This window comes from Parapedobacter koreensis (assembly GCF_900109365.1).
Classification (GTDB): Bacteria; Bacteroidota; Bacteroidia; order Sphingobacteriales; family Sphingobacteriaceae; genus Parapedobacter; species Parapedobacter koreensis.
Genome location: NZ_FNZR01000003.1, coordinates 712,774 through 737,343, shown reverse-complemented (window position 1 = coordinate 737,343; position 24,570 = coordinate 712,774). Strand labels below are relative to the sequence as shown.

Sequence of the window (24,570 nt, the reverse complement as noted above, 5' to 3'; positions counted from 1 at the left end):
CAAACATGGATATACTTAAATTCATCACGGCGGGTAGCGTAGACGATGGGAAAAGTACCCTTATCGGACGGTTACTATACGATACCAATGCGATATTGGACGACCAGTTGGAAGCTATACAACGGGCCAGCCGTAAAAATAACGATGGTACCTTGGATTTAGCGATCCTGACTGACGGATTGAAAGCTGAACGTGAACAGGGCATTACCATCGATGTTGCCTATAAATATTTCCAGACAACGAAACGTAAATTCATCATTGCCGATGCGCCGGGTCACGTCCAGTATACCCGCAACATGGTGACAGGTGCTTCGAATGCAGATTTGGCCATTATCCTGATCGACGCCCGCAAAGGCGTGGTGGAGCAAACGCGGCGGCATTCTTTCTTGGTATCCCTTTTAGCCATTCCCAATGTGCTTGTCTGTGTGAATAAAATGGATATGGTAGACTATGATAAAGCCGTATTCGACAAGATAATGGCAGATTATGAACGGCTTACGGATAGTCTCCGCATAAAACAGGTCGATTACATCCCGGTCAGTGCCTTGAAAGGCGATAATATCGCGACGGAATCGCCAAATATTCCTTGGTATAACGGCAAGTCCCTATTGAGTTTTCTTGAAACCGTAAACATTAGCCATATGACAGACAACCAACAAGCTCGTTTCCCGGTGCAATGGGTGGTCCGTCCGCAGACCGACGAACTACATGACTACCGGGGCTATGCGGGGCGGGTAGTCGGTGGTACATTCGAAGTCGGCGACCGTATAGTGGCCCTACCTTCCGGGTTCAGCAGCACCATCAGCCGGATCGAATTTGCTGCGGCGGATTTACAGACTGCTGAGAATGGAGCATCAGTAATTATCCATTTGGCGGATAATATAGACATCAGCAGGGGAGACATGTTGGTTAAGCAGGCCGAGCAACCCATGGTCTCACAGCGCTATGAAGCAGAGATTTGCTGGATGGACACCAAACCACTTGATCTCAATCAATTTTACCTGCTTCAGCAGCATGGTAAAACGACCAAGGTCAAGATACAGGACGTTGTTTACCGGGTCAATGTCGAGACACTTCAGAAATCGACGGCTGAGAATTTGGGATTGAATGACATTGGCAAAATTCAGTTTAAATCCGCAGATCCATTAGCGTTTGACAGCTATATCGCTAACAAGGCCAACGGTGGTGCAATTCTCATCGATATGCGAAATAATCTTACCGTGGCAGCACTGATGATTACCGAATTAGTTGACTAAGCCAGAGGCAAAGACTTTAAATTGAGGAGTATGATGAAAAGATTAACATTAACATTTTTTATTTTGACATTTATTTCATCTGCAAGCCTATGTCAAATCTTAACGCCGGTTAAGTGGCAATTTGGTTCGAAGAAAGTAAATGACAAAGAAGCCGTAGTTTTTTTAAAGGCAACGATGGATAAAGGCTGGCACATTTATTCCCTTAATGTTCCAGAAGGAGGGCCCATAAAAACCTCTTTTGATTTTGAGTCCGATGGTGGTTATACGTTAATCGGAAAAGCTGTGGAACCCAGGCCCAAGACGAAATATGAGAAAGTTTTCGATTTGGATGTGCCTTATTTTGACAATGAAGTTGTGTTCCAGCAAAAAATAAAATTGGATAAGCAGAAGGAAGTGAAAATAAGGGGTGTAGTTTCGTTCTCTGCCTGTAATGCTGAAAGCTGTCTGCCAGAAGATGAAGTTGAATTTGTAGTTGTCATAAAATAAACTTTGAGGGGTCTTTGTTGATTTATATTTAACATAACGTCAATTATAAAATAATAATTTATTCATTTGGCCGTATCCTAAAAAGCTTGGAAATTTATTTAGCCTAAATGTTTAAATTTGTGGATTCACATATCCTTGTTGATTCCATCATGAGAACAATAGCTGAACTGCCGCATCCTGATTTTAAAATTACAATTTTTGCTATGAATCAAAAGTTCATCATAAAGTTTGAACAAGGTACGCTTGAACAGATCTATAAAATTGCGGAAGCCGATGTGACCGATGGTGTCGACGGCATATTTCAAATCATCGATGAAGAATTCAGTCGAACGGTTGCGCAGCGTTTTAGTGACATGCGCAAGTCGTTTATCGAAACCTACAAACGGCATGAATATTAACTCAATCCATTTGACTGTCTGTCAATTGTTCCACAATCCATGGCACGCCTACGGTAGCCTTTTCATCGATACAGATGAGGCCCCGGTCTCTTGACAACGCCGATGCCTGCCGGTCGACAAAATATTTTACGGCATTTTCCGGTGCTTCGTCCAGCAAACCTGCTGCTGGATATACCTGCAACGATGTGCCGATGATAATGAAAATGTCGGCTGTTCGGCACATGCCAATGGCCTCCCCCATTGCCGGAACCGGCTCGCCGAACCAGACCACATGCGGCCGCAACTGGCTACCTAATTCACAGCGTTCGCCCATACTGATTTCACTCCCGTTAATCGGATAAGTCAGCTTGGGATTGACGCTCGACTGCGAACGGGTGATGAGCCCATGTAGGTGCAGTACGGTATTTGACCCAGCGCGCTCGTGCAAATCATCGATATTCTGCGTAATGATGCTTACCCGATATTTTTTTTCCAGCGCTACCAGCGCCCGATGTGCTGCGTTGGGGTGTGCCTCCAATACAGACTTACGGCGGATGTTATAAAAATGCTGCACCATTTCAGGATCCTTTACCCAAGCAGCCGGTGTAGCGACATCTTCTATCCGATAGCCTTCCCATAATCCATCTTCGCCCCTAAATGTTTTGAGCCCACTTTCCGCGGAGATGCCAGCTCCCGTAAATACAACGACGTGTTTCATCTTTGCAAACTTAGCGAACCTGCTATTTTTTCACAAGTGTTCCACCTGAATCCCTTACCTTTGCTGCCCATGATTGAGCTATATACCGACGGCGCTTCAAGCGGCAATCCGGGACCTGGCGGCTACGGGGTCATCCTCCGGTCGCCCCCCCACTACAAAGAACTGGCTGAGGGCTTCCGGAAGACCACCAACAACCGTATGGAGCTATTGGCGGTCATCACAGGGTTGGAGGCCCTTAAAAAGCCCGGCCAAGAGGTCGTTGTCTTTTCCGATTCAAAATACGTCATTGATGCCGTAGAAAAAGGATGGGTACATGGTTGGGTAAAAAAGGGGTTTGCGGGCAAAAAAAATAAAGACTTATGGATGCGCTTCCTCAATGTTTACAAATTGCATAAGGTACGCTTCGTATGGGTAAAGGGACATGCCGGCCATGTTGAAAATGAACGCTGTGACCAGCTTGCCGTTCAGGCCTCGCTTGATTCCGCACATTGGAAAATAGACAGCGTATTCGAATCCGGCAACAGCTAATAAAATACCCATTTTGGTGTATTGCCATTGATGGTCATTTTTTCGATGTTTGTAACAGTCTAAAGCAGAACATAAAAACCCTTGTTATGGAAGATTCAAACAACCGGAAAAAAAGCAAACTTACACTTATTCCCATCAAGCTGGCGAAAGAAATGGTTGATGCCTATAATGTGCAAAGGCGATTGCCTGCTGCCAAGGAAAGAAGTAAAATACTCGGGAAAAAGGTGGAGGAACCCCGCAGTGTTTGGGTAAGCAAGGAAGCCATCCTGGAACTTCTCGAAATCAATAAAGCAGACGGTGTCCGTTTTTATTACGCGATTGCCGACGATTACCCCGATTCGCGGCTGAAAAATCCAGACCTTAAGCTGGCACATACGCTCGTCATGGTTGCTACCAAGTCCAAAAACCCGGAAGACCCGACGATGGAAAACAGCGTGGATTGCTTGAATATCCCGAAAAAAGGCGAAGCTACCGATAAGTCCGACGGAAAAATCGGGCCAATAATAATGCCCATCAGTTCATCGAATGCCGGATTGCCCGCTGACGATTTGAATATGTGCCCACCTCCTTTCCCCGAAGAAGGCACGCTGCTTTAAAGGCGTGTCCCCGAATACCTATGAATACCTTTACACTTATCTTATTGTCTTTAGTATTGTTGGGAGCAGTTCTTAGTTTCTATAAGAGAAAAATTTTAGGGTCTACCGTTCTAAGGTTTTTCTCTTTTTTCCTGTTCTTCCAATTTATCTACCAATTAGCGGCTATGTTGTACTCGTTTGTATTCACGCAACATGAACCCAACTATTTCATATTTAACCTTACCATGCCGGTCAACATCGCCTATTTCAGCGCGTTGTTTTACGACATCATCAATCATCCGGCTAAACGGAAATTTATTGCCATTACTACGGCAATAAACTTGTTATTCTACTTCATAAACCTCGCTTTTATACAAGGTTTTTTTGTATTGATGACCTACTCCCGAACTGCCATGGCTGTTTCATTGGTCATTTATTCCTTGCTCTATTTCCATGAAATGCTCACTTCATCTACGATTGAAAATGAAATAAATCCTACTCGCAATGCTACGTTTTGGATTGTCACCGCAATATTTTTCTTTTACCTTTGCGGAACACTGACCATCATCATCTGGAACTATTTGGCCATAAGCAACCAGTTTATTGGCCCCTTAATGACAAGAATATTCGGTTTTTTGTTGTATGCCATGTATATCATTGGTATTATTGTGCACAAAACTGAAGACAAGCAATCAATCGTGTCATAATTTAGTAAAAGGCATTCGCCACTAAAACATGGAAACGTCCAGTAATGAAATTATCATCGCCTTTCTCTTTGGAAGTTTGATGCTTGCGTTGGTGGGTGCCTTCATGTTTGTGATGGTCATATTCTACCAGAAAAGAAAAATCAAATCCATTGAAGATCGCCAACGCCTGATTGCCCAATATGAGCAGGCTGTATTAAAAGCCAAGGTGGAAATACGTGAAGAAACGCTCAAATATGTCGGCCAGGAACTCCATGATAATGTAGGCCAGCTTTTGTCGCTAATCAAACTTTACCTCTCCCGCCCTGATACCAAGCAAAAGACCGATGTCAAACAATTGATCGACCAAGCCATCACAGATATTCGCTCCTTATCCCATGACCTTAACATCAACCGCGTAGAGCAATATTCCCTCAGTGACTTTATTGCACAGGAACTCAATAAGGTGCATAAAACCGGCATCGTAAAAACCGCTTTTGACAACGAAGGGCACTGCGAACCCGTTAATGTCCAAAGCCGCGTGATGATAAGCCGGATTTTTCAGGAATGCATTAATAATATCATAAAACATGCTGAAGCTAAACATATATTTGTTAAGTTAGCAGCGGAAAAAGGTAGTTGTATATTGTCCATTGCTGATGATGGGATAGGCTTTGAAACCAACACCGTACAAAACGGTTCAGGGCTTGTGAATATGCATGACAGGATGAAGCTTATTGGCGGAGATATCCAAGTAGTTTCATCGTTGGGCAATGGAACCAATATTACGCTCCGTATTCCACAAGGGTAACTGCATTCCATAGTAATTTAGCAATGATAACAATTGCCATAGCTGATGATCACAAGCTGATGTCAGAAGGTATCGCATCTATTTTGCAATCCGATCCCGCTTTAACGGTAACTAAGATCTGCACCAATGGCAAAGAACTTGTTGAATACCTAGTAAACAATACGGTCGACGTGGTGTTGGTTGATTTAAACATGCCTGTTTTAAACGGGCCGGATACAATCAGTGCCTTGAAAAAAAACCAAGTACCAAGTAAAATTGTCGTGTTAAGCATGTATGCAGATGAGCATATTTATGCGAAGTGCCGGGAATTGGACATCAATGGGTATCTGCGTAAAGACTCTGATGCCCAGCATTTAATTGACACTATAAAAACCATCTACCACGGCGAAAACAAATATGACTATGACCAGACGCCCAATCCGGACGAAATGAACGTCCTGTTCGGGGACAAATTCCTGAATAAGTTTAGGCTTTCCAAACGGGAGCTGGAAATCATCGATTTGGTACGCAACGGCCATACCAACCAAGAAATAGCGAATATTTTGTTCCTGTCTATCCATACGGTGATGACACACCGCAAAAACATCCTGCATAAACTGGATGTGCGCAACACGGCCGAAATGTTGGCGTTGATTAACGGGTAGCCACTACCGCAACGATGCCTCTATATTTCGTCGCTGTATACATAACGTATTTCATTCCGGAGGTTGTAACGTGAAGCCATCACTTCTCCGTATGCGCCTGTTGTGCGGATAGCGATGAGATCACCACGTTCCGACTTGGGGAGCAGCACTTCTTTGCCAAAACAATCGCTGCTTTCGCAAATCGGCCCAACCACATCATAATGTATGGGCTCTGAAGCTGTCTCGATTTGACCAAGCCGTTCAATTTGGTGGTAAGCCTGATACAATGCCGGCCGCATCAACTCGGTCATGCCGGCGTCGAGAATCAGGAAATTTTTCTTGATGCCATTTTTCACATACAATACCCGGCTGATTAGGCTACCGCTTTGCGAAACCAGTGCCCTGCCCAACTCAAAATGAACTTCCTGTCCCGGTTTACGTTCAAGAAAATTGGCAAAAATCGCAAAATAAGCCCGGAAATCCGGAATCGGTGTAGCGTCCGGCTGATGGTAATCCACGCCCAATCCACCGCCCACATTAAGCACATGCAAACGGAAACCGCGTTCGTCAAACCAATTGTTCAGCTCATTGACCTTTATGCAAAGGCTTTTGAACACATTGAGATCCGTTATTTGCGAGCCGACATGGAAATGTATACCTATCAGTTCGATATGCCGACATTGCCTTAACGTTTCTATAGCCTCCCCCAATTCCCACTGTGCAATGCCAAATTTATTTTCATCTAATCCCGTGGTGATGTAGTGGTGCGTTTGTGCATCCACATTCGGATTGATGCGGAGGGCTACGTTGGCCTTTTTGCCGCGATCACCTGCGATGGCATCAATAATCCGCAATTCCTGCACGGATTCGACATTGAAGGCAAAGATGTTTTGATCCAGGGCGTACGTAATTTCTTTATCCGATTTGCCCACCCCGGCGAAGACAATCTCGCTGGGTTTGAACCCGATTTCCACCGCCTTTTTCACCTCGTTTCCACTCACGCAGTCAGCACCAAATCCGGTACGGCAAACCGCATGAAGCACCCTATCGTTAAAGTTTGCCTTAAGCGCATAATGCACGCGGAAATTATACTCGTCTGCGGCCCGTTTGGCCGTATCCAGGGTTTCCTGTAATAATGTGATATCGTAGAAATAAAACGGGGTTTCTTGGTGGGAAAATGCGGCTATACGTCCTGCGTCAAACATAATCAATCAATGGGTTTGGTGAGTTAAAAGAGTCTGTTGTGTAATGACCGCAAGGCTTCTACTTTATGTGCCGTTTGTAGCAATAACGAAATGTTATAATCACTTCCCCCGTATGAAATCATGCGTATCGGAATATGCTTTACAGCGTCCAGCACCCGTGATGCATAACCATGCGTATCCAACGCAAAATCACCCACCACGCATACAATCGTTTGGTCTTTGTCAATCGCTACCGATCCGAAATCCTTGAGCTCACTTTCAATTTCAGGCAAATATCTGGTATCGTCTATGGTCAATGATATCGCCACTTCCGATGTGGTGATCATATCGATTGGCGTTTTATAACGTTCGAATACTTCAAAGACCCTGCGCAAAAAACCATAAGCAAGCAACATGCGCGATGAGTGTATGCGAATGGCCGTGATCCCGTCTTTGGCCGCCACCGAACGAACCACTCCTTTTGCCGCTCCTTCTTTATTGATCAGGGTTCCGGGCGCTTGTGGTTCCATGGTGTTCAGCAGCCGTACCGGCACATTGTAGCGCTGGGCGGGGAAAACGCTCTGTGGGTGCAATATCTTCGCCCCAAAGTAAGCCAATTCCGCAGCTTCGTCAAAACTCAGGTTAGCAATTGGCGTTGTACCTTTCACGATGCGCGGATCATTGTTGTGCATGCCGTCGATATCTGTCCAGATTTGTATTTCATCGGCACCAATAGCTGCACCGATAAGCGATGCCGTATAGTCGCTCCCTCCCCTACGGAGATTATCGATCTCACCAAACGAATTTCTACAGATATAACCCTGTGTAATAAAGAAGTTATGGTCATTTGATTGCAGCAACAATTCATTTAGCTGTTCCCGGATGGAATCTATTTTTGGTTCGTTGTCCTCATCGATTTTCATGAAGTCCAGTGCGGGCAACAATTTAGAACGGATACCGAGTTCGGTCAGGTAAAAATGGAACAGCGTCGTGGAGATCAACTCTCCCTGCGCCAAGATAATTTTTTCCTCAATCGGAGTAAACAGATCACTGGAAAACGAAGCGATTAAACCGAAGTGGTAATCGATTAGTTCTTTGCCGTTCTGATGACCCTCTACCGTAGCAAAAAGCTCGGAAATCAATGTGTTATAGTTGTCACGTAGCGTGTCAATACATGCAGCGGCTCGGTCTTTATCCCCCGTCGTGAAAGCCTGGGCTATTTCGACCAAGGCATTGGTCGTACCCGCCACAGCTGATAGCACAACAATTTGGCGTTCCCTGGTATCGATGATGTCAAGGAGGGCTTTAATGCGTCCAGCACTCCCTACGGATGTTCCTCCGAATTTTAGTACTTTCATATCGATAAGTCGTATTTATCATAAGTGGTGCCCCGAAGACACACCCATAAAAATAAAGGCACAAAGATAGCCAAACGGCTCTTCATGCCATCATTTTTGCATTGAAATTATTTTGTAAGTGATTCGATGATCAAATTGGCCAGCTCCTCTCCGATACGTTCCTGTGCTTCATTGGTGGCTGCGCCAATATGGGGAGTGAGCGATACCTTCGGGTGCGTCAGCAATGCTTTGCGTGGCGTGGGCTCATTCTCGAATACGTCCAAGCCAGCAAAAGCTACCTTTCCACTGTCAAGCGCATCGATAAGTGCCAATTCATCAATGACACCGCCGCGCGAAGCGTTTACCAGGCCTACTCCGGGCTTCAATAATTCAAATTCATCTTTGCCAATAATCGGTTTGTCCGTGAAGGGCACGTGCAATGAAATAAAATCTGCTCTTTGCAGCAGTTCGGTGAGTGCTACTTGCTGGATTGGCACCTCTACAACGGTTCCTCCCGACAATGTCAAAGGAAGCTTCTCGGGAGCTTCAAACAAGTCGCTTATAATTACGTCCATTCCCAATCCCAATCCTACTTTGGCCGTTTCCTTGCCAATTCGCCCGAAACCAATGACGCCCAATGTTTTCCCGCGCAATTCAACTCCCGCAGCATATGCTTTCTTGAGCCCACCGAAATTGGTGTCTCCCTCTTGAGGCATTTTGCGTTGTGCATCATAAAGAAACCGGACACCGCCCAGCAAATGCGCAAATACCAGTTCGGCTACAGACAATGAAGAAGCCGCCGGCGTATTCACTACAGCAATCCCCTTAGCGCGCGCATATTCAACATCAATATTATCCATGCCTACCCCGCCCCTGCCGATTAATTTCAAGTTTGGGCACGCATCAATCAGTGCTTGGCGTACTTTGGTGGCACTGCGCACCGTAATCGCGTCATAAGCCTGTAGTTTTTCAGCAAGATCATCCTGCGGTATATGCGTTGTATCTACTGTAAACCCAGCCTTTTCAAGTAACTGTTTCCCTAAAGGATCTATTCCGTCGTTTGCTAATATTTTCATTAGAATAACCTGTTTTTTAGCGGCAATGAAGCTTGCAACCGCTATTTATTTTTTTCTTCAAATTCTTGCATAGCATCTACCAATGCATTGACACCCGTAATGCTCAATGCGTTGTAGATGGATGCGCGGAAACCGCCTACACTCCGATGGCCTTTGAGCCCTATCAAACCACGCTCTTTAGCCAGTTCCAGGAATGCAGCTTCATGGGCTTTGTCTTCCGTCACAAATGTAACATTCATCCGCGAACGGTCTGCTGGTGCCGCCGTCCCTTTGAACAACGGATTGCGATCGATTTCCTCATAAAGCGTACGGGCTTTAATGATGTTTTCTTGCTCGATCACTTCCACCCCGCCTTTGCTTTTCAACCAACGGAGGTTGAGCATTGATACATAGATGGAGAATACCGGAGGCGTATTGTACATCGACCCTGCTGCGATATGAGATTGGTAATCAAAAATAGTGGGCAATGTACGACCAGTCTTCCCCAGCAACTCGTCTTTCACGATGACTAAGGTCACCCCTGCTGGTCCCATGTTTTTCTGTGCCCCGGCATAAATGAGCCCATAATCGGACACATTGATCTTCCGGCTCAGGATATCGGATGACATATCGGAGACAAGTGGGATTGTACTTTTGGGCGTATCGAAAATCTCCGTTCCGAAAATGGTGTTATTGGAAGTGTAATGAAAATACGCTGCATCGGCAGGAATTTCATATGCACTGGGAATGTAGCTATAGTTGGCATCTGCCGACGACGCCACTACGACGGTTTCGCCGACCTTTTTTGCTTCCTTGATGGCTTTATTTGCCCAGGTTCCCGTATCCAAATACGCAGCCTTACCACCCTCAGGCAGCAGATTTAAAGGCACCATGGCAAATTGAGTGCTTGCCCCCCCTTGCAGGAAAAGTATCGAATGACCCTGAGGTACAGCAAGCAGTTCCCGCACTAAACGTTCCGTCTCGGCTATTACTGCCTCAAATTCTTTACTGCGGTGCGATATTTCCAAAATAGATAATCCGATACCATTGAAATTTAATACCGCTTGGGAAGCTTCTTGAAAAACCTCTTGAGGCAATATGCACGGTCCCGCTCCGAAATTATGTTTCATTTTTAATTAAAATTGAAAGGTTTCTTATTTAATTGGCTGCAAAAATAATAATTATTCATTGAAATTCATTCAATAATTTCAATGAATAATTGCGAATAATTCAATAAGCGGATGGTTATTCGATTCCGTATTTTTCCATCTTATTGTATAATGTTTTGCGGTCTATATTAAGCATTTGGGCAGCTTTGCTTTTGTTGTATTTAGCCTTTTGGAGCACATCCAGAATCAATTTGCGCTCATGTGCTTCGCTGTGCAAACGAAGGTCGGGGTTTTCCGCAGAGGGTGCTTGCTCAATCGTGGCAGGAGGGTTTTTGATGGCAAATACCATTTCCTCGGGCAATGCCGTTACTTCAGCTTTAGCACCCGGTGAAAGCAATACCATGCGTTTTATCACATTTTTCAATTCCCTAAGATTTCCCGGCCAGTCATAATTACGGAAGATTTCCGTCACCTCGCTGGATAGCTCTTCTACGTTCCTGCCGAGCTCTTCATTCGCTTTTTTAATAAAGAAATCGACAAATTGCTGGAAATCGCCCCGTCGATCGCGAAGCGACGGAACGATGATTTCAAATTCATTGATACGGTGATACAAGTCTTCCCTGAACTTACCTGATCCCAAGAGATCTTCATTTGTCGCAGCGATGACGCGGACATCTACATTGATGGTTTTGTTAGCTCCTACGGGTTGTATTACTTTTTCCTGTAACGCCCGAAGCAACTTTACCTGCACGTCATAAGAAAGATTGCCGATTTCATCCAAAAAGAGCGTGCCTCCCGAAGCCTCCACGAATTGGCCGGTTTTATCGTTCAACGCTCCGGTGAACGATCCTTTAATATGGCCAAAAAGCTCACTGGAAGCCAATTCTTTTGAAAGCGTGCCACAATCAATGGAAATAAATGGTTTATCGGCCCTTGTACTCAGCCGATGGACGGAGCGGGCTACATATTCTTTTCCGGTGCCGCTCTCACCACGGATGAGTACGGACATATCCGTTGGCGCCACTAAGGCAATATATTCATGGAGTTTTCGTGCCGCTGCGCTGGTACCTTCCACAAAATCCATTTTCGTATTGTCGTCAATTCCGGGGTTGTGCTTACGGGCCGAAGCATGTTCTTTTTCGTTTGACTTGCCTTCAAGTGCTTCATTCACCACCATCAGCAATTCATCGGGATTTACAGGTTTGGTAATGTAATCAAAAACGCCTTGGCGAATTGCTTTTACGGCAGTCCGTACATCGTTAAAACTGGTCATGATAATAGAAGGAATGACCTTCCCTTGTTCTTGGAGCGCCTCCACCACGTCCAAGCCAATACCGTCCCCCAATCGGTAATCCAGTAAAATCAAATGAAATGTGCTGTTCTTAAGCGCTTCGATGCCACCTTTCACACTATATTTTACCACTACGTCAAAACCTTTTTTCTTCAAGAAATTTTCAAGTATTGCGGCAAACGTGGTATCGTCTTCTACCAACAAAATATTGGCCATGGAGCAAATGATTAAAAAGTTGAATGTCTTGTCTTCGTATATCGAACGGTCAAAGCCCGATTTTATTTTATCGATGATTGCTGTCGCAAATCATCAAACGCGGCTCGTTCAGTTATCGAGGCAATAACGGAATAATCTCTGGGATTTAATAGCTTTTGTTGCAAAAAAATGTCGTTATCGCATCGTCGGCATACGCTTTCCATCCGTGTTTACTGGAATTGGATGGCCTTTATCGGACTGATTCTACCAATGAGGTAAGAAGGAACCAACAAGATTGCAAGTGCAACGATGATGATGCCAATATTCAGCAAAAGCGCTTCAAGGAAACTGATGCTTACGGGGATATACGACACATAATAAGATGCCTCATCCAATTTGAAATAATGGGTTTGCAACTGAAAGAAATATAAACCTCCACCCAATACATTTCCGATCAATAACCCCAATCCTACCAAGTAAGCGGCTTGGTAGAGAAAAACTTTGCGTATGCCACCATCCGTATACCCCAGGGCCTTTAAAATGCCAATCATTGGCGTGCGCTCCAGAATGATGATTAACAAGGCCGATATCATGTTTACCACAGCCACCACAATCATCAGGATCAAAATAATCACGGTATTGACATCCAATAAATCCAGCCATTGAAAGATTTCCGGCAACTGATCCCGCACGCTAATCGCGTCTACTTGGATGGGCAGGTGATCCTGGATTTCATCGGTGAGCTCATGTAATTTACCAAAATCATCGATGGACACTTCATAGCCGCCTACTTCATCTGCTTGCCAATCATTCAGTCTTCGGATCAAAGAAAGTGCACCCACCACATACGTTTTATCCAGTTCTTCAACACCGGTGTGAAAGATGCCCGCTATCTGGAATTTACGCCGCCTGACGGGTTCTTGGATGAAATACATGATAAAGTCATCACCCACGGCCAATTGCAGTCTATTTGCGGTATATTGCGATATCAGGATTTGGCCTGTAGCCTTGGTGGTATCTGCAAAATCAATAGGTAAGCCATCCACCAATACACCCATCAAAAAGCGCTGGTCATAAGCGCCGTCAATGCCTTTGAACAACACGCCTTCCACTTCATCATTGACATTGATGATGCCAGCTTTGGTGGCATAGTATCGAAGAGATGATACGCCGGGTATCGCCTTCAAATCTTCGGTCTCGGAATGAGTAAGCCGGAATGGCGACGGTTCGTAAGAAATATTCAGATCATATTTATTCAAAGAGATATCCCCAAAGAAACCACGTTGCTTGGCCGTCACTTCGCCCTTAAAACCTTTCAACACGGCTATTGCCAACATCATGGCAGCGACCCCCAAGGCGATTGCCCCGATAGCTACGCGTACAATGAGTTTCGAGAACGTCTGCTTGCCACTGACCGCAACCCTCCTTGCTAAAAAATATGGGAAATTCAAACCGCTCTCGATATAATTTGTACTTTTGCAAAGATAAACAATTACAAAAATATAATCCCATGCGCATCATATTTATGGGTACCCCCGAATTTGCCGTAGCGTCGTTGGAAGCACTGCTTGGAGCCGGAGAAGACATTGTGGCGGTTGTGACAGCGCCGGACAAACCGGCGGGCAGGGGGCAACAGTTGCAGCAATCAGTGGTAAAACAATATGCGGTAGCCCGGGGGATACCGGTATTACAGCCAGTGAAGCTCCGTGACGCTGACTTTCTGGCAGAACTCAGCGCATTCAAGGCTGATTTACAGGTGGTGGTAGCCTTCCGGATGTTGCCAGAGGCGGTGTGGGCTATGCCGCCGCTTGGTACCATTAACCTCCATGCTTCCCTCCTGCCCCAATACCGGGGGGCAGCCCCGATTAATCACGCCATCATCAATGGCGAAGTAGAAAGCGGAGTCAGCACGTTCCGCTTACAACATGAAATCGATACGGGTCATCTGCTGTTTCAGGAAAAGGTATCCATTGCACCGGAAGACACCGCCGGGGATCTCCATGACAAGCTGATGGTCATCGGTGCCAACCTGCTGGTCAAGACGGTCAAAGCCATCGCCAGCGGCAAGGTTCATCCCATTTCCCAGGATACCATTCCCGTAAATGCCGAGCTCAGACATGCTCCCAAGATTTTTAAGGAAGATGGCGCGATTGATTGGAGCCGCCCTGTTGACGATGTGTACAACTTGATTCGGGGGCTGAGCCCCTATCCTACCGCTTACACAAGCTTAGACGGGAAAGTGCTGAAGATTTTTAAGGCCATGAAGGAAAACATACCAACCACCCATACGCCAGGAACGTACCTTACTGACGGGGTTTCCTTCTTGAAATTCGCATGTCCTGACGGCTATATTGCAATTCAGGAGCTTCAAATAGCCGGAAAAAAAAGAATGGATATTGTCGCTTTTTTACGTGGATATCGCCCTTCCTCTGTCACAATTGTCTCATAATTGACCCACACACAAGTCTAAAAAACACACTGCACCCACCACAAACAATTAGTATTCAATATATTATCTGAAAACAAGTATTTATCCATAGCACGCTTATATGATTTAATTGGAACGCTTTTTGTGCATTAACTATGTGAAAAAAAATCCGATAATTTCCTCTAAATCAGACAACTTTTTCCAAAAAAATCAGTTTATATGATTAGAAAAATCGTATTTTTGCAAACTTTTTAGAAAGGAAGGTACTTAATAAGTTAATGAGACAGCTCAAAATTACACAATCCATTACCAACCGCGAGTCGCAGTCGTTAGACAAGTACTTGCACGAAATTGGTAAAGTAGACTTAATTACAGCCGAAGAGGAGGTCATTCTCGCTCAGAAAATCAGGGAAGGTGATCAAGCGGCTTTGGAGCGACTGACGAAAACGAATTTGCGTTTTGTGGTCTCTGTGGCCAAGCAATATCAAAACCAAGGGCTTACACTTGGTGATTTAATTAATGAAGGGAATCTCGGCCTGATCAAAGCGGCCAAACGTTTTGACGAGACCAAGGGATTTAAATTCATTTCTTATGCTGTTTGGTGGATTCGGCAATCCATCCTGCAGGCTATCGCAGAGCAATCACGTATCGTGCGTCTGCCGCTGAATCAGGTGGGTTCATTAAGCAAAATAAGCAAAGCCTTCTCCAAACTGGAGCAGGAGTATGAACGGGAGCCATCACCAGAGGAATTGGCAGATATTTTAGAGACTACGGTAGATAAGGTTTCTGATACACTGAGTAATTCAGGTCGCCATGTATCCATGGATGCACCGTTTGTCCAGGGTGAAGAAAACACGTTGCTTGATGTTTTGGAAAATGCCGATCCGGATACGGATAGCACCTTGATTGACGAATCACTTTCTGAGGAGATTAAGCGGTCATTGGCCACCCTTACCGAACGGGAGCGTGAGATCATTGTCTTATTCTTCGGCCTCGGTTCCAACCACCAATTGTCATTGGAAGAAATAGGCGAGAAATTTAACCTCACACGCGAACGTGTACGTCAAATTAAAGACAAAGCGTTACAACGTCTCCGTCATACATCCCGTAGCCGGATACTGAAATCCTATTTAGGCTAATTGAATTTTTTATCAATTGTCATAGAAAAGCGCCCTGAAAACACAAGGCGCTTTTTTTTGATACCTCCGGATCATTGTACTTCCGGCATCAGCACAAACTTAAACAGGCGATCCTCCGCGAGATACTTGTTGGCCACGGTTTTTACGCTTTCCACCGTCACATTGCGTAGCTTATCCAGGTAATTTAAAATATAAGCCGGGTCTTCGTTGTTCTGATAGGAACCGGACAAGTGTCCCAGCCAAAAACTATTCTCCCGCAACTGTACTTCCAATACACGTTTCTGTTCATTAATAAACTTATCGATATCCGTTTGCTCGGGCCCTTGTTGCTTGATTTTGTTGATTTCTTCGAATGCCGAAACCATCAGGGGTTCCACCATGTCCGGACTGGTACCATAAGCTATTCCGAAGGAATACCGATAGCGGGGTGACTTGGCATAAGAAGCACTGGCAGAAACACCGTACACACCGCTCTCCGCTTCCCGGAGCCGTTCGATCAATTTGATGTTGAGGATACTCTCCAAGGCATCCATTTGCATGTTTTCATCCTCGGAGTAGTCGTAATTTCCGAAATAGTACAACCTTACGCTCGATTTCTGTTCTTTACCCCGGTAAACCGTACGTTGCAGGCCCTTCTCCGGAGGGTATATGCCCAAGTCAGGTGCTTGCTCTTTCCGGCCCGCAGCGGGTAAACCTCCGAGGTATTGCAGTATCAAAGGGGTGATTTCAGGCTCCGTAAAGCTACCTACGATGGTCACCGTGAAGTCGGAAGCATCCGCAAAACGCGCTTTATAAATATCATAGGCCCGCTGAGGATTAATCAGATCAACCTGCTCCACGGTCAGGCTGGTGCGCCGGATATTGTTGTTGTACAACACCGCGTTGATCGTGTCGGCAAATACGGCATCCGGATCATCCAGCCTGTTGGCCAGCGAAGCTTTTATGCGTTGCATATAGCCCTGAAACACCTCCATATCCAACCGGGGCGCAACGAAGTAAGCATAGATTAGTTCAAAAGTGGTTTGCAAGTCTTTTTTGCCACTTGAGGCATTGAAGCCTTCGTTGCGTTCGGAAATATAAGGTCTTACCGACACTTTCTTGCCGCTGAGGTATTTCGTCAGTTGCGTAGCATCATATGGCCCGAGGCCACTTCCACCCACTACGGTAGCTGCATAGGTTGCAGAGAGGAAGTCGGTATCGTTGTACAAAGCTGTCCCCCCGGGGCTGAATGCCGCGATATTGATTTCATCATTTTTGAAATCTGTCGGTTTCAGCACAACTTTCACACCGTTGCTCAGTGTGAGTTCGGTGGTGCCCAGTTCAGGCCGTTCTGTCCGATTTATCACGGTTCCGGCTTGGGGTTGCTGCTCCAACAGTGGCTCATCCTGTATATTGTCATCGTAAGCCGTAATATCCAATGCTTTTAGCTCATCAAACCATCCATTTACCGTATTTTCATCCGGCAGGCCAGCCTTATCTTTATCCGGAGCCATGATAAGCACATCCCGGTTGCTATCTACGTAATATTGTGTCCCCAAGGCATTCACTTCTTCCAGGGTGATGGTGCCGATAAGTTGCTTGCCCAGGCGATACCGATCGTCGTTGCTTAGTACGTTTTCTCCTTCCAGGAAATGATTGAGGTAGCTATCCACATAGCTCTCTGATTTACGTTTATCGCGTTCGGCATAAGCCGATTCCACACTGGTCAGGAAATTGCTTTTGGCCCGTTCCAGTTCAGTAGATGTAAAACCATGCCGCTTGATGCGCTCAAACTCGGTCACCACCGCCTCAAAACCCCGCTTGATCTCACCCGGTTTGGAAGCAAAATACATCGTAAACGCATCCAACCCCCGCAGGAATCCGCCGATACTTCCACCACCCTGGATAAACGGCGGGTCGGCCTGTCTCGTGAGCTCCGCAAAGCGCGCACCCGCCATCTGGTTGAAAAGCGATTTGACGAGTTGCATCCGGTAGTCACCCACCGTTTTCACCTCGGCCTCGGGATGTTTGACGATGACCTGCACCACGGTCTGGGGCATTTCCGGATCTGTCACTGCCATGAATTGATTACCGCCTTGGAGCGGGACGCTATATTCATCACGCACAGGCTCATCAACGGGATTCTTAAGGTCGCCAAACAGTGGTTTAAGCTGAGCTTCCATGGCCGATACATCAATGTCTCCTACAACGATGAGTGCCTGTAGGTTTGGCCGGTACCATTTACGGTGAAACGCCCGCAACGTCTCATGGTCAAAACCCTCGATGATTTCCTTCGTACCGATGGGCAGGCGCTCGGCATAGCGCGAGTGGTTGAGAATCATGGGGAAATACTGGTCGCGCATGCGTTGCTGCGCACCCCTCCCCCCTAGCATTTCATTGAGCACCACGCCCCGTTCCTTGTCTATTTCTTCCCCGTCGAGCAGGGCATCCTGCGCCCAATCACGCATTACCTGTAAGCCATTTTTAAGCAATTCGGGGTCATCCGAAGGAATGGGCAGCTGGTATACCGTTTCGTCAAATGAGGTGTACGCATTCAGGTCCGATCCGAACCGCACCCCCGCCCGCTGTAGGTAGTCCACCAATTCGTTCTTGGGAAAATGCTTGGTTCCGTTGAATTGCATATGCTCCAGAAAGTGGGCCAAGCCCTTTTCGTTTTCATTTTCCAGTATTGATCCCACCTTGGTGGCCAAATACATGACCACACGGTCTTTCGGTTCCTCATTATGCCGTATATAATATACCAGGCCATTGGGAAGCTTTCCGCGGACTACGCCGCTGTCCATGGGCAGCGTATCGGTCAGTCGTAAGCTATCCGGGAGCAAATCCCGATACCTGGCTGATGCTTGAGATAATGATAAAAAAAGCAATGAAGCAACCATTGCATAGGTAAATCGTTGGTTGAATAACATAAGTTAATATTTAGTGTAACGGATGCTGTACCTGCTTGATACAACAGGGCCAGCGGTCAAATGTAACATTATTTTTTGCTGCGTTGTTTGTTAAATAGTGTTAATCGTTTGCCGTAAGGGTTTCAATGATTGGCAATGATACCCATAAAGTATAAACATTTCCCACCATTGTGTAAACATTCCCTTTCCCGTTATACCGATATTTGTCCTTGTAAAGCATAGCATCATGGAACGCTCAGACGATATCATATATTTACCGCTTGAAAACGTAGATAGCGAGCATTGTGCGCTAATCGTAGACAAGGGCTTGGCCGAACTGCCGGGGATTGGTCACCACCATGTGGAGCTCAACAATAAACGCGCGGCCATCACTGCCGCCGATGCAACCACCACCGTACCGCAGGCGGTAAAGAAGATCCGCGATCTTGGATACGGCGTGCCCACGGTGAAAAAATCGTTTCCCGTACTCAATTTGTCATGCGCTTCCTGTGCCAACAGCACCGAAACTATCCTTGTAGCCCAGCCCGGCGTGATTGCCGCCGCGGTAAACTACGCCAATGCCACCGCGCAAGTGGAGTACATACCCGGCATTACCGACGCCCAGCAGCTAAAGGCAGCCGTGCAGTCCATCGGCTACGATCTAATGGTAGAAGAAACCGAGGAAGCAGCAGACTCATTGGATGCGATGCGACAGTCACATTTTAAATCCCTTAAGCGGCGCACCGTCAGCGCCATCGCGCTGGCTATTCCTTTGGTCATCATAGGTATGATACCCGGTTTGATGAGCCAAGGATGGGCCAATTACGCCATGGGTTTGCTTGCTGCACCCATTATCTTCGTCTTTGGCCGCCAGTTTTTCATCGGAGCTTACAAACAGGCCAGACACCGCTCGGCAAACATGGATACCTTGGTTGCACTGAGTACAGGGGTGGCTTACCTCTTTAGTGTGTTCAACACCCTGTTTCCCGATTTCTGGCACAGCCGTGGTTTGCATGCCCACACGTATTTTGAAACGGCGGGTGTCGTCATCGCTTTTATCCTCTTGGGCAAGCTATTGGAAGAACGGGCAAAGGGCAACACCTCATCGGCCATCAAGAAGCTGATGGGACTGCAGCCCAAAACCGTGACGGTGGTGCACCACGGCGGTCATCAGGTGGAAATGCCTGTTGCCAAGGTAAAGGTGGGCGACATCTTGTTGGTGAAGCCCGGTGAAAAAGTAGCCGTAGACGGTATGTTGGTCTCCGGCAGTTCCTACGTAGATGAAAGCATGATCAGTGGTGAGCCTGTCCCTGTAGCGAAGCAAACGGGTTCTCCTGTTTTTGCTGGCACCATCAACCAAAAAGGCAGCTTTCAGTTCAAGGCCGAGAAAATAGGTAGCGAAACGCTCCTTGGGCAAATCATCAAGTTGGTGCAGGATGCACAAGGCAGCAAGGCACCCGTGCAGAAGTTGGTCGACAAGATTGCTGGTATATTCGTACCCATCGTTATCGGCATTGCCATCCTAAGTCTGGTACTGTGGCTGGTATTTGATGGTCAGGAAGGTTTCACGCATGGCCTGTTGGCCCTGGTTACCGTGCTGGTCATCGCCTGCCCCTGCGCATTGGGACTGGCCACGCCTACGGCGATCATGGTCGGTATTGGCAAAGGCGCCGAGCAGGGCATCCTCATCAAGGATGCCGAAAGCCTCGAACGGGCAAAAAAACTTAATACCATCATCCTTGATAAGACCGGCACCATTACCGAGGGCAAACCGGAAGTAGTGGCACAGCATTGGTTTACCTTGGAAACTGACGAACTGCGCAATATCCTATACAGTATCGAAAAATCATCTGAACATCCCCTGGCTGACGCTGTGGTGAATGCACTGCATGGTGACTCCATATTCCTCCAAGGCTTGGAGATAACAAACATCTCCGGACAAGGGATACAGGGTACCTATGCCGGAAAAAATTACCTCATTGGCAATGCGGTACTGCTGCAAGACCGAGGAATAGCCATTGGCGAAGAAGCCAAGCTATGGATAGGGAAACAGTTGGAACTGGCCCATACCGTTATCCATTTCGCGGACGAAACGGCGTTATTAGCCGCCATTGCCATCGCCGACAAAATAAAACCCACGTCTGTGGAAGCCATCAGTCGCCTGCAATCCGCAGGCGTGGACGTATATATGCTGACCGGTGATAATGAACAAACCGCACAGGCCGTGGCCAAACAAACCGGCATTTTGCATTATCGGGCAAATGTCTTACCCGCACAAAAAGCAGATTTCATCAAGGATTTGCAAACCCAGGGCAAGGTAGTTGGCATGGTAGGCGATGGCATCAACGACAGCAATGCCCTTGCCCAGTCCGATGTAAGCATTGCCATGGGCAAGGGAAGCGACATTGCCATGGATGTGGCCAAGATGACCATTATTTCCAGCGATCTGACCAAGGTATCGCAAGCGATCCAGCTTTCGCGGAAAACGGTGGCTGCTATCAAACAAAATCTTTTCTGGGCGTTTATCTATAATATCATCGGCATCCCCATAGCTGCGGGATTGCTTTATCCAATCAATGGCTTTCTACTGGATCCGATGATTGCCGGGGCTGCCATGGCACTCAGCAGCGTAAGCGTGGTGGGCAACAGCCTGCGGCTCAAATGGAAATAAAAACACAAAATACATAACAAAATGAACGAGCAACTCAAATTCAAAACGACCATCCATTGTGGAGGCTGCCTGGCAGCTGTGACGCCATCACTCAATCAAGCCGTCGGCGAAGGGAAATGGCAGGTAGACATCGACAACCCCAATAAGATACTGACCGTAGACGCTAATGCCGCTACCAAAGAAACCATCATCGCGGCGGTCGGCAAAGCCGGATTCAAAGCGGAATCGTTAACTGTATAAATCGTTGGCTATCATGAATAAAATTGGATTATCAACGGTATTGCTTTTTGCAAGCGTACTGGTACAGGCAGCGCAGGTATCTCCTACACAGACCGTGAGTGTCCGCATCGCCGGCAACTGTGGTCTGTGCAAAAAAACCATCGAAAACAGCGGTTCCAAAAAAGGCGAAGCGGCCGTATCCTGGGATGGCGATACCCAGATGGCCACTATCACCTACGATCCGGCCGTTACCACGCCTGATGACGTACTGAAGCGGGTGGCCTATGCCGGTTATGACAATGAACGCTACCTTGCTCCAGCGGAAGCCTACGCAGAGCTGGAAACCTGCTGCCAGTATGCACGCGCGCCACAGGCCGCAGCGCTCGCAGGCAACCAACCTTCGACTGAATCACATGCACACGGGTCTACCGGCATGGCAAAGCCCATAGATGGGGTGCTTCAAGCCTATTTTGCCTTGAAGGATGCGCTGGTGGCAAACAAACCTAGCGAGGTGCCTGCGCTTACCAAGGCGTTGGCAAAGCAATTGGAAGGTATTTCCACCCCTGAAGCAAAGAAGACATCGTCCTTGACGGCGGAGGTCGGCAAGGCAAAATCCATTGCGGACCAGCGGGCGAAGTTCGCTACGCTCTCCGAGAGCATGTATACGCTGACCAAAGCCAATCTCCCATCCGATAGCGTATATTATCAGCACTGCCCCATGTACAACCAAGGGAAAGGCGCCAACTGGTTGAGCCCTGAAAAAGCCATCCGCAACCCGTATTATGGCGACATGATGCTTACCTGCGGTAGCGTCGTGGAAACCATCGGCGCAGGCGCTTCGGAAAGTCACCAGCACGAATGAAGGTACTCCGCCATATCGGTTACCTAACGCTACTGCTGGCAAGCGCTTCTACCGCATTTGCGCAACGCACGGTGCGGTATGACTTGAGTATTACGGATACGGTGGTCAACTATACCGGCAAACCCCGAAAGGCGATTGCCATCAATGGGCAACTGCCTGCCCCTGCCCTCCATTTTACCGAAGGGGACACTGCCGAAATCCATGTGCACAACCACATGCACCACGAGACATCCATCCACTGGCATGGGTTGCTTCTCCCCAACGAACAGGATGGTGTGCCGTATCTCACCACCGCCCCTATTCTGCCAATGAGCACACACATCTATCGGTTTCCCATCCGCCAGAGCGGCACTTACTGGTACCATTCACACACGATGCTACAGGAACAAGTGGGTATGTATGGTGCTTTCATCATTCATAAACGGGGAGAGCAAACGGCAAACGAGGAAGTGATGCTGCTGAGTGACTGGAGCGATGAAAATCCACACCAGATTGAGCGATCACTGCACCGCGCCACGGATTGGTATGGTATCCAGAAACGAGCCACTCAAAACTACGGCGAAGGATTGCTATCCGGGCATTTCGGCACCAAACTGGCTAACGAATGGAAACGGATGCATGCCATGGACGTGAGCGATGTCTACTACGAACGTTTCCTCGTGAACGGCCGGACTGCACAGCAGGCCAAGTACCGCAAAGGCGACAAGGTACGGGTAAGAATCATCAATGGCAGTTCGTCCACCTATTTCTGGCTTACCTATGCGGGCGGGCCGATAACGGTGGTGGCTTCGGATGGTGCGGATGTCGAACCCGTCACCGTAGACCGACTTATCATCGGTGTGTCTGAAACCTATGACGTGGAGGTTTCCGTTCCCGCAGATGGTACCGCCTACGAATTGGTGGCCACGTCCGAAGACCGTATGGGCCAAGCTTCCCTATGGTTGGGCGACGGCGTGAAGCAACTCAAGCAGCCCCTTGGCCGGTTAGACTATTTCGAAGGAATGAAGATGATGAACGGCATGATGACCGTGGGCGGCAACATGAAGGACATGGGCATGAACATGAGCCTGCAGCAAATGGACATGAATGCCGTGATGTACCCCGAAGGTACGCAACCACTGACGCTAAACTATGCCATGCTGCGATCCCCTTCTCCGACCACATTGCCCAACAAGCCATTTCGTACGCTCCACTTTGAACTTACCGGCAACATGAATCGGTACGTGTGGACCATGGACAACAAGACCGTCTCCGAAAGTGACAAAATCCTTATCCGAAAAGGGGAAAATATCCGCATCGTCCTGACCAACAATTCCATGATGCGCCATCCAATGCACCTACATGGCCATTTCTTCCGTGTCGTCAATGGTCAGGGCGACCATGCCCCGCTGAAAAACGTACTGGACATCATGCCCATGGAGACCGATACGCTCGAATTACATGCCGATGAGGCGTATGGCGACTGGTTTTTCCACTGTCATATCCTTTATCATATGATGAGTGGCATGGGGCGGATTTTCAGCTATGAAGATTCGCCCCCGAATCCGCAAATCCCCAATCCCGAGCGGGCACTGCGTATCGTGTACGCCGATGATCGGCGCTTTTACCTGGGTGCGGAGATCAGTATCGAAAGTAATGCCAGCGACGGCGACGTTGCGTTGGAAAACACCCGGTGGGCTTGGCAGACTGATTGGCACCTGGGCCCTAACAACCGCCGAGGTTATGAGGTAGATACCCGCTTCGGCAGGTATATCGATCGCAACCAATTCCTGATAGCCTTTGCCGGATGGGAATGGCGGTATCGCGAAGGTGGGCATGCAGACCATAACTGGTTTGGACAAGTCAACACGAAGGATGACCGCGACGCATTCCACATCGGTGTGCAATACACCCTTCCGTGGTTTATCGTGGCCGACCTACGCGTAAACCACAATGGCTATGTACGCCTGCAAATCCAGCGCGACGATATCCCCGTCACCGCACGGTTGAGGCTGCGCGGCATGTATAACAGCGACCGGGAATACACAGTTGGAGCCAAATACATCCTCACTAAATACCTTGCGCTTTCCAGCCATTATGACAGCGATATGGGCTGGGGTGGCGGGCTTACATTTATGTATTGAACCACGATAAAA

Annotated in this window: 22 protein-coding genes; 14 read left to right on the top strand and 8 right to left on the bottom strand. The window is 47.4% G+C overall.

Annotated features, from left to right (window positions below; translation table 11 throughout):
• Positions 1-5 precede the first annotated feature (5 nt).
• The 3 genes from BMW65_RS10995 to BMW65_RS10985 all read left to right on the top strand — a co-directional run bounded on the left by BMW65_RS10995 (position 6) and on the right by BMW65_RS10985 (position 2,140).
• Positions 6-1,256, top strand: a complete 1,251-nt coding sequence (locus BMW65_RS10995; protein WP_090605281.1) for a sulfate adenylyltransferase subunit 1 — start codon at positions 6-8, stop codon at positions 1,254-1,256.
• 30 nt (positions 1,257-1,286) lie between these two features.
• The gene (locus BMW65_RS10990; protein WP_245747613.1) at positions 1,287-1,742 is read left to right on the top strand and encodes a protein-disulfide reductase DsbD domain-containing protein; all 456 of its coding nucleotides are present in this window, start codon (positions 1,287-1,289) and stop codon (positions 1,740-1,742) included.
• Between the two features lie 203 nt (positions 1,743-1,945).
• Positions 1,946-2,140, top strand: a complete 195-nt coding sequence (locus BMW65_RS10985) for a hypothetical protein (RefSeq protein WP_317040453.1) — start codon at positions 1,946-1,948, stop codon at positions 2,138-2,140.
• A gap of 1 nt (position 2,141) precedes the next feature.
• On the opposite strand, the gene BMW65_RS10980 is transcribed toward BMW65_RS10985, so the two are convergent.
• Positions 2,142-2,837 (bottom strand): SIR2 family NAD-dependent protein deacylase, encoded by a 696-nt coding sequence (locus BMW65_RS10980; protein ID WP_090605279.1) that lies wholly within the window; start codon positions 2,835-2,837, stop codon positions 2,142-2,144.
• 69 nt (positions 2,838-2,906) lie between these two features.
• On the opposite strand from BMW65_RS10980, the gene rnhA reads away from it, so the two are divergent.
• The 5 genes from rnhA (at position 2,907) to BMW65_RS10955 (ending at position 6,078) form a co-directional block, all read left to right on the top strand.
• On the top strand, positions 2,907-3,365 hold the full coding sequence (gene rnhA, locus BMW65_RS10975; RefSeq protein ID WP_090605277.1) for a ribonuclease HI: 459 nt from the start codon (positions 2,907-2,909) through the stop codon (positions 3,363-3,365).
• 86 nt (positions 3,366-3,451) lie between these two features.
• Positions 3,452-3,961, top strand: coding sequence for a hypothetical protein (locus tag BMW65_RS10970; RefSeq protein ID WP_090605276.1), 510 nt, complete (start codon positions 3,452-3,454; stop codon positions 3,959-3,961).
• Positions 3,962-4,125: 164 nt separating this feature from the next.
• Complete coding sequence (locus BMW65_RS10965) at positions 4,126-4,647, top strand: hypothetical protein (RefSeq protein ID WP_090605274.1); 522 nt, start codon at positions 4,126-4,128, stop codon at positions 4,645-4,647.
• A gap of 28 nt (positions 4,648-4,675) precedes the next feature.
• Positions 4,676-5,434 (top strand): sensor histidine kinase, encoded by a 759-nt coding sequence (locus tag BMW65_RS10960; protein WP_090605273.1) that lies wholly within the window; start codon positions 4,676-4,678, stop codon positions 5,432-5,434.
• A gap of 23 nt (positions 5,435-5,457) precedes the next feature.
• A complete protein-coding gene (locus BMW65_RS10955; protein WP_090605271.1) occupies positions 5,458-6,078 on the top strand; it encodes a response regulator transcription factor in 621 nt (206 codons plus the stop codon).
• Positions 6,079-6,098: 20 nt separating this feature from the next.
• Here BMW65_RS10955 and lysA read toward each other — a convergent pair whose 3' ends face one another.
• From lysA to BMW65_RS10925, 6 genes are all read right to left on the bottom strand, one after another.
• A complete protein-coding gene (gene lysA, locus BMW65_RS10950) occupies positions 6,099-7,262 on the bottom strand; it encodes a diaminopimelate decarboxylase (RefSeq protein ID WP_090605270.1) in 1,164 nt (387 codons plus the stop codon).
• A 23-nt stretch (positions 7,263-7,285) separates the two neighbouring features.
• Entirely contained in the window at positions 7,286-8,599 is a 1,314-nt protein-coding gene (locus tag BMW65_RS10945) for an aspartate kinase (protein WP_090605268.1), read from the bottom strand.
• Positions 8,600-8,706: 107 nt separating this feature from the next.
• Entirely contained in the window at positions 8,707-9,654 is a 948-nt protein-coding gene (locus tag BMW65_RS10940; protein ID WP_090605267.1) for a D-2-hydroxyacid dehydrogenase, read from the bottom strand.
• 41 nt (positions 9,655-9,695) lie between these two features.
• Positions 9,696-10,763 carry a 3-phosphoserine/phosphohydroxythreonine transaminase gene (gene serC, locus BMW65_RS10935; protein ID WP_090605265.1) on the bottom strand — a complete coding sequence of 356 codons (1,068 nt, stop codon included), beginning with the start codon at positions 10,761-10,763 and terminating at the stop codon, positions 9,696-9,698.
• Positions 10,764-10,878: 115 nt separating this feature from the next.
• On the bottom strand, positions 10,879-12,249 hold the full coding sequence (locus BMW65_RS10930) for a sigma-54-dependent transcriptional regulator (protein ID WP_090605264.1): 1,371 nt from the start codon (positions 12,247-12,249) through the stop codon (positions 10,879-10,881).
• A 209-nt stretch (positions 12,250-12,458) separates the two neighbouring features.
• Positions 12,459-13,679, bottom strand: coding sequence for an ABC transporter permease (locus BMW65_RS10925; RefSeq protein WP_090605263.1), 1,221 nt, complete (start codon positions 13,677-13,679; stop codon positions 12,459-12,461).
• Between the two features lie 59 nt (positions 13,680-13,738).
• Here BMW65_RS10925 and fmt point away from each other — a divergent pair, with 59 nt between their 5' ends.
• The gene (gene fmt, locus BMW65_RS10920; protein ID WP_090605262.1) at positions 13,739-14,677 is read left to right on the top strand and encodes a methionyl-tRNA formyltransferase; all 939 of its coding nucleotides are present in this window, start codon (positions 13,739-13,741) and stop codon (positions 14,675-14,677) included.
• Positions 14,678-14,934: 257 nt separating this feature from the next.
• Positions 14,935-15,795 (top strand): sigma-70 family RNA polymerase sigma factor, encoded by an 861-nt coding sequence (locus BMW65_RS10915; RefSeq protein WP_090605261.1) that lies wholly within the window; start codon positions 14,935-14,937, stop codon positions 15,793-15,795.
• A 71-nt stretch (positions 15,796-15,866) separates the two neighbouring features.
• Here the strand turns inward: BMW65_RS10915 and BMW65_RS10910 are convergent, their stop codons facing one another.
• Positions 15,867-18,704 carry a M16 family metallopeptidase gene (locus BMW65_RS10910; RefSeq protein ID WP_245747612.1) on the bottom strand — a complete coding sequence of 946 codons (2,838 nt, stop codon included), beginning with the start codon at positions 18,702-18,704 and terminating at the stop codon, positions 15,867-15,869.
• A 226-nt stretch (positions 18,705-18,930) separates the two neighbouring features.
• Between BMW65_RS10910 and BMW65_RS10905 the strand changes: the two genes are divergently transcribed.
• Genes BMW65_RS10905 through BMW65_RS10890 form a run of 4 tightly spaced genes read left to right on the top strand, consistent with a single transcriptional unit; the run spans position 18,931 to position 24,558 of the window.
• On the top strand, positions 18,931-21,354 hold the full coding sequence (locus tag BMW65_RS10905; protein WP_090605259.1) for a heavy metal translocating P-type ATPase: 2,424 nt from the start codon (positions 18,931-18,933) through the stop codon (positions 21,352-21,354).
• 21 nt (positions 21,355-21,375) lie between these two features.
• Positions 21,376-21,594, top strand: a complete 219-nt coding sequence (locus BMW65_RS10900; RefSeq protein WP_090605257.1) for a heavy-metal-associated domain-containing protein — start codon at positions 21,376-21,378, stop codon at positions 21,592-21,594.
• Positions 21,595-21,607: 13 nt separating this feature from the next.
• Complete coding sequence (locus BMW65_RS10895; protein WP_090605256.1) at positions 21,608-22,435, top strand: DUF3347 domain-containing protein; 828 nt, start codon at positions 21,608-21,610, stop codon at positions 22,433-22,435.
• Positions 22,432-24,558, top strand: coding sequence for a multicopper oxidase domain-containing protein (locus BMW65_RS10890; protein ID WP_090605254.1), 2,127 nt, complete (start codon positions 22,432-22,434; stop codon positions 24,556-24,558). Before BMW65_RS10895 ends, BMW65_RS10890 begins: the two co-directional genes overlap by 4 nt.
• Positions 24,559-24,570: the final 12 nt, after the last annotated feature.